Annotated in this window: 8 protein-coding genes; 5 read left to right on the top strand and 3 right to left on the bottom strand. The window is 69.4% G+C overall.

Annotated features, from left to right (window positions below; translation table 11 throughout):
* A partial coding sequence (locus Q1N79_RS12575; protein ID WP_300608608.1) for an LLM class flavin-dependent oxidoreductase occupies nt 1-633 on the bottom strand: 633 nt, incomplete at its 3' end.
* Between the two features lie 555 nt (nt 634-1188).
* Here Q1N79_RS12575 and Q1N79_RS12580 point away from each other — a divergent pair.
* The 3 genes from Q1N79_RS12580 to Q1N79_RS12590 are packed head-to-tail and all read left to right on the top strand — an operon-like array spanning nt 1189 to nt 3229.
* Entirely contained in the window at nt 1189-2163 is a 975-nt protein-coding gene (locus tag Q1N79_RS12580; protein ID WP_300608610.1) for a YihY/virulence factor BrkB family protein, read from the top strand.
* Between the two features lie 41 nt (nt 2164-2204).
* On the top strand, nt 2205-2627 hold the full coding sequence (locus Q1N79_RS12585; RefSeq protein ID WP_300608612.1) for a phage holin family protein: 423 nt from the start codon (nt 2205-2207) through the stop codon (nt 2625-2627).
* A complete protein-coding gene (locus Q1N79_RS12590; RefSeq protein WP_300608614.1) occupies nt 2624-3229 on the top strand; it encodes a DUF3618 domain-containing protein in 606 nt (201 codons plus the stop codon). The genes Q1N79_RS12585 and Q1N79_RS12590 overlap by 4 nt, the downstream gene beginning before the upstream one ends.
* Here Q1N79_RS12590 and Q1N79_RS12595 read toward each other — a convergent pair.
* Together Q1N79_RS12595 and Q1N79_RS12600 are read right to left on the bottom strand one after the other, a co-directional pair.
* Nucleotides 3181-3663 carry a hypothetical protein gene (locus Q1N79_RS12595; protein ID WP_300608616.1) on the bottom strand — a complete coding sequence of 161 codons (483 nt, stop codon included), beginning with the start codon at nt 3661-3663 and terminating at the stop codon, nt 3181-3183. The genes Q1N79_RS12590 and Q1N79_RS12595 overlap by 49 nt on opposite strands.
* A 54-nt stretch (nt 3664-3717) precedes the next feature.
* On the bottom strand, nt 3718-4362 hold the full coding sequence (locus Q1N79_RS12600) for a TetR/AcrR family transcriptional regulator (RefSeq protein WP_300608618.1): 645 nt from the start codon (nt 4360-4362) through the stop codon (nt 3718-3720).
* Between the two features lie 90 nt (nt 4363-4452).
* Here Q1N79_RS12600 and Q1N79_RS12605 point away from each other — a divergent pair, with 90 nt between their 5' ends.
* Together Q1N79_RS12605 and Q1N79_RS12610 are read left to right on the top strand one after the other, a co-directional pair.
* Complete coding sequence (locus Q1N79_RS12605; protein WP_300608620.1) at nt 4453-5403, top strand: alpha/beta fold hydrolase; 951 nt, start codon at nt 4453-4455, stop codon at nt 5401-5403.
* Between the two features lie 17 nt (nt 5404-5420).
* On the top strand, nt 5421-6112 hold a 692-nt coding region (locus tag Q1N79_RS12610), incomplete at its 3' end, for a Gfo/Idh/MocA family oxidoreductase (protein ID WP_300608622.1).

Genomic DNA, 6112 nt, shown 5'->3' on the forward strand with positions numbered 1-6112 from the left:
GGCGAGCGGCTCCCCCCAGAGCATGTAGGTGTCCGCGTTCTTTGCTCCGGCCTCGAGCGCCGGGCCCGACGCGCCGCCGAAGTAGAGCGGGATCCCCGCCTCGGTCGCCGGCTGCACGATGCTGTATGCACCCTCGAACTTGTAGAACTCGCCTTCGTAGTCGAATGGCTCGGCTGAGGTGAGCGTCCGGCGGAGAATCTCCATGTACTCCGCGGTCCGCCGGTAACGGTCGTCGTGCGGAAGGAAATCGCCGTCGCGGTGCTGGTCGGCCTCGTCGCCACCGGTAATGAAGTGCACCGCGACGCGGCCGCCGCCGGTCAGGTTGTCAAGCGTTGCGAGCTTGCGCGCGACGATGGTCGGCTGAGCGAACCCGGGCCGGTGCGCGATCAGCACCCGAAGCTTCTCGGTGACGTGGAGCGCGTGCGACGCGACCGCGAACCCGTCGGCCCTGGTCGCGCCGTAGCCGACGAGCGCCGTATCGAACCCGGACGCCTCGTGAGCACGGACAAACCGGGTGATGTACTCGGTGTCGAAGACGGGACGGCTGGCACCGCGCACTGCTGCGAGCGGGCCATCGCCGCCCTCGGCCCCTCCGAACGGTGAGACCATTCCTCCGACGATCTCGATCGGCATCTCAGACTCCTTCTGCGGTCCCCCGGCGGCCACGCTCAATTGTATACTATTCCTATCGCTATAATAGCAATTCGGATACGGGGATGTCGAGCGGCCGGTCGGCGTCCCGCGGGAACGCCTGGCGCTCTGCGGTCGGCTCGGGCAGCCGGCCGCGAGTATCCAACTCCGCCCGCACCTGGCAGGCTTAGCCCCACTCCCCCGGGGTTGCGCCGTCCCGGGCGGCATCATCGCCGTCACCGTCCGTGCCCCAGTAGTGACAGTCAGGATTGCCGGGCGTAACGTTGGGTGAAAGTCGCAGCGGTGCGACGGGAACCATACGCATGGCCAGGGGGCGCAGGCCGGACAAGCCGTGTTGGGGTGGTCCGAGTCGGCAGGCGGTCCGGTGAGCCTGACCAGTCTCAAGCCGACAAGCAATCTCGCGGTCCACTGCTCGCCAGCCGGCTGAGCTGCAGAATCCCCGCGATTGTCAACGCAGGGGCCCGCGCCGATTCGCGGGCAGACGACCGCGGTCCGGCCATGTGATGAATGCAAGCGGCTTGATTTGGGGGCATGGCCATGACCGAGCCGAATCCCACCCAGCACCTGCCAACCGAAGGCGGCCAGGCGATCCCGAGGCAGCGTCGGGAGCCCGCCAGTCCCGCTACCCGGCCAGAGACCGAAGGGCCAGTCTGGCGCGACACCCTCAAGGGCACGGCGAAGAAATTCGTCCGTGACCGGTGCAGCATGTGTGCGGCGAGCCTGGCATACCACTGGTTCCTCGCCCTGTTCCCGGCGCTGATCGCGCTGCTCGGCCTGACCAGCCTCCTGCACTTCGGAACGGGCACGGTGCACAGGCTGGTGACTGGCCTGGACAAGGCGCTGCCGCCCGGGGCGTCCGGGGTCTTCACCCAGGCGGTGCAAAGCGCGAGTAGCCGGTCTACCGCGGGATCGATCACGGCGCTGGTCGTCGGCGTGGTGGTGGCGCTGTGGGCTGCCTCGGGCGGCATGGCGGCGCTCGAAACCGGGCTAGACGTGGCCTACGGGGTTCCTGATCGCAAGTTCGCGGCCAAACGGCTGCGGACTGTCCCGCTGATGCTGGCGACCGTCGTCCTCGGCGGTGCAGCGGCGGCGCTGATCGTGTTCGGCCCGTCGATCGGCTACGGGATCGAGGGTCACCTGTCCTTCGGACATGCCGCGTTCCTGGCCTCGTGGACTGTGGTCCGATGGCTCGTGACGATCATCGCGATCACTCTGCTGTTTTCCTTTTACGACTACTACGCGCCGAACCGGCCCTCGCCGCGATGGCAGTGGTTTAGCGCGGGTGGCCTGGCGAGCGCGGTTATCTTCCTGATCGCATCGCTCGGTTTCTCTTTCTACGTGACCAAGTTCGGCTCGTACGGCAAGACCTACGGCGCGCTCGCCGGGGTCGTCATTCTCTTGTTCTGGCTGTACCTGGCCGGACTGGCGGTGCTCGTGGGCGGTGAGCTGAACGCCCAGATCCGGGGCGACGCGGCGGCGAAGGCAGCCGAGCCGCGCTCGCAGGTTGCCTAGGTCCTCAGTAGCTCAAGACGGCCTTCGATGAAGGGGGCATCATGGAACATCCAGTAGATGGCGCGCAGCCATCCGCGCCCCGGGCACGATCCACGGGCGAACTAGTGAAGTCGCTGTCCGAGCAGGTCTCGGTGCTCGTTCGCGACGAGCTGAAGCTCGCCCAGCTGGAGATGACCCGGAAGGGCAAGCAGGCCGGGGTCGGCGCCGGGCTGCTGGGAGGTGGCGGCATCCTGGCGTTCTATGGCGGGGGCTGCCTCATCGCGTGCGCGATCGTCGCGATCAGCGCAGCGGTGTCGGCGTGGCTCGCAGCCCTGATCGTGGGCGCGGCCCTGCTGGCCGTCGCCGGGGTAGCAGCCCTGCTAGGGAGAGGACGCCTGCAAAAGGCCGCGCATCCCGTGCCTGAGCAGACCGTTGCGAGCATCAAGACCGACGTCGACGTGATCAGGGAAAGGGTCAGGCGATGACTACCAGAGAAGGGGAGGAAGCAAGGCCCGAACAGCGAACTGCCGTCCAGGCTGAAGACCCGTCCGCCCGGGCTGTAACAAGCGGCGACGCGGCGGAAATAGCGCCGCTGAGCGGCACCGTAGCGGCACCGCCCGATGATGCCCGCCGTCTGGAGCTGGAGATCGAGCGGGCCCGCGAGCAATTGGGCGAAACGGTGCACGAACTTATTGCCAGGGCAGACGTGAAGGCAAGGGCGCTCGCCAAAGCCACCGAGGTGTCAGGAAAGTACAAGAGCACCATGGTTGAGGCGCGCAAGCATGCCGCGACCCGCGCGGCTGGCGTGCGCGGTCAGATAGCGGGCAAGACCGCGGCGGTCCGGCAAGGGGCAGCATCTGCCGGCACCCCGGCCTGGGAGGCAATGCCAGCACAGGTGCGCCGGGCGGTGGCGAAGGCAGCGGGCGGCGCCCGCCAGCACTGGCTGCCGCTGGCGATCGCTGCCGGGGTGGTCATCATCGGCTGTCTGGCCCTCAGGAATGGCTTGCACGACAAGAGCTCGGTGACGAGCCCGGCTGCTCAGCTGGGAGCCGTGCCGCTCGCCCGGGTGACGCGGGCAGTTGCGTAGTCGCAACCGGGGGTCTCGCAAAGGGTGACGATGCCTCGCGGCGCATCGCTGACGTTCCCGCTCGTTCCGCCCGGCACCATGTCCGAGCGCAGCCGGGGCTGGCCGCAGCTCGGGCAGTCCCCCGGCACCTTGTTTCCCCACGATGCCAGGGGGCTCGACGCGAGCGCCGCCACAAGGAAGAACCCGGCGATGCCAAGGGCAATGATTCCCAGGGTGATGAAGACAGGCATCGAAAAACCCCCCACCAGGAGCCGGACCGGCCCGGGCAGGAGCACGCTGACCAGGTGAGGCAGGGAGATGAGCAGGCAGCCCACCACGCCGAAGACCGCGGCCACGCCGAGCATGGCAACCATGGACGCGCCCGACCGATGCTGCCCGCGCTCGGCGCGTCCCATCTGGATCAGGGTGTCCTCGTCAGCTGGCTGAGTTGTCATGCCGGTCCTCCGCCTAGCGTCAGCCTCACGATCATCATGGCACGAAGCGCCGCTTCACCGGTAAGGGTTTGGGCTCGCGCAAACGCTGGACGCCGGGAACAGGCGCTGCAGGTGGTAGTCGATGACGGCCTGGGCTTGCCCGGCCGAGGACTGGCCGCCGATGACGCTCGTGCCCAGGCCCGCGGACATGGCCAGCAGGCTGACGGCTTCCAGGTCCGGGTCCAGGCAGGCGGGCATGTCGCCGGCGGCCTGGGCCGCCCGCAACTGCGCGGCGACCACGTCGATCACAGCGCTGGAGTTCCGGGTCAGCGGGCCGATCGCCAGTGCCGGATCGGTCAGCGAGAGCGCGAAGTAGGCCGTGTACAAGATGGTGAAGGTGCGCCGCTCGTCGTCGGCGGGCAGCGCCTCGGTCAAGATGGCGGCGATGACGTCACGCGGGCTGGCCAGGCCCCCTGTCTCTTTGAGCCGCCTGATCCGCGCCAGGGCCCGTTCGCTGAACCTGGCCGCCAGGTGCTGCATGGCGGCCAGCATGAGCTCCTCCTTGGTGCCGAAGTAGTACTGGACCAGCCGCAGGGACACGCCCGCTTCGGCTGCGACCTCGCGCATCCCGGTGGCATGCAGCCCGCGCGTGGCGGCCGTCCGCAGCAGCGCGTCCGCGATTTGCCGCCGCCGCTGCTCGTGATCGACCCGTTTCGGCATCCGCTCACCGTATCCCTTGGTGCCGGCCGGACCTAGTAATGATACGATGGTATCATAAAGATGCCAGGCCCAGCCGCGAGGAGGCGGGACATGCCCGGGATCAAGCGCATCACCGGCGCAGCAGGCTCGGCACCTGCGGGCGAGCCGGGATCGTGGGTGGACGATGCGGCACGGGAGAAGTTCATGGCCGCCTACGAGCGGGTCTTCGCGCTGTGGCCGCAGCCCTGCGAGGAGTTCGATGTCGAGACGGCGACCGCGACCACGCGGGTGCACGCCTACCGGCCGCGTCCCGCCGGGGAGCCGGTCGTGCTGCTCACCGGTGCCGGGGGCAACGCAGCGGCCTGGTTCCCGCACGTGGCGGCGCTCGCAGGGGACGGTCCGGTCTACGGGATCGACATGCCCGGCGACCCGAATCCCAGCGTCCCGCGCGCCCCGATGACTCCCCCGCAGAACTGCGCCGCCTGGCTGGACGAGCTCCTGGGCAAGCTCAGCGACCGCCCGGCGCACCTGGTGGGCTTCTCCTACGGCGGCTGGGTGGCCATGAACCAGGCGATCCGCGCGCCCGGCCGGGTCGCGTCCATCACGCTGCTCGACCCCGCCGGGCTCACCAAGCTCGACGCCCGCTTCTGGTGGTGGATGTCGATCAGCGGCCTGGCCACCTTGACCCCGATGCCGCTGCGCCGCCGCCTGGCCCGGTGGCTGGACAGCCCGGCCATGCTGGAGCCGGAACTGATGACGCTCATGTGGGCAGCCATCCGCGGCTACCGGATCGAGCCGAAGTTCCCCGGCGTCCTCACCGACGACGAACTCCGCGCGATCGACGTGCCGGCCCTGCTGATCACCGGTGCGCGCAGCGCCATGCTCACCCCGGCGGAGGCCCGCGCGAGGGGAAGCCTCATGCCGCACGCGGAGGTCGCCATCGTCCCCGGCAGCCACGGCGGCTTTGACCGGATCGACGAGCTCAACGACCGGGTCGCCGCCTTCATCGAAGCCCACTCCGCCGGCGAGCAGGCGGCTCAACCGACACGGCCGCCGGCATAACCGGTAGCGTCGGTGCCGTGACCTGTGGCTTCGGAATCATCGGCACCGGCACGATCGCGGCCATCCACGCCGACGCTATCGCCATGCTCCCGGGCACCCGGCTGTCGGCGGTCACGGACGTGGCCGACGGGGTCGCACGGACCTTCGCCGCTGCCCGTGGCTGCGCGGCCGAACCCAGCCTGGATGCCCTGCTATCCCGCCGTGATGTCGACGTCGTGTGCGTATGCGTGCCCAGCGGCCTGCACGCGCAGGTCGGCGTCCGTGCGGCGAAGGCGGGAAAGCACCTGGTCGTGGAGAAACCGGTAGACGTCAGCCTCGACGCCGCCGACCGGCTGCTCGCCGCGGCGCGCGAGGCGGGCGTGGCGCTGACCGTGATGTCCCAGCATCGCTTCGACCCGGGCGTGGCCGAGCTGAAGCGGCTGATCGACGACGGCGCCCTGGGCACGCTCGTGTTCGGCGAGGCCAGCACGAAGTGGTACCGCACCCAGGCGTACTACGACAGCGCGCGCTGGCGCGGCACCCGGGCGATGGACGGAGGGTCGCTGCTCAACCAGGGCATCCACTATGTCGACCTGCTCCGCTGGTGCATGGGACCGCCGGCAGAGGTCACGGCCGCCTGCACCACCCAGGCGCACCGGATCGAGGTCGAGGACACCGCGCTCGCGATCGTACGGTTCGCCTCGGGCGCGGTCGGCACGATCACCGCGAC

The organism is Trebonia sp. (assembly GCF_030042015.1).
In the GTDB taxonomy this organism is placed as follows: domain Bacteria; phylum Actinomycetota; class Actinomycetes; order Streptosporangiales; family Streptosporangiaceae; genus Trebonia.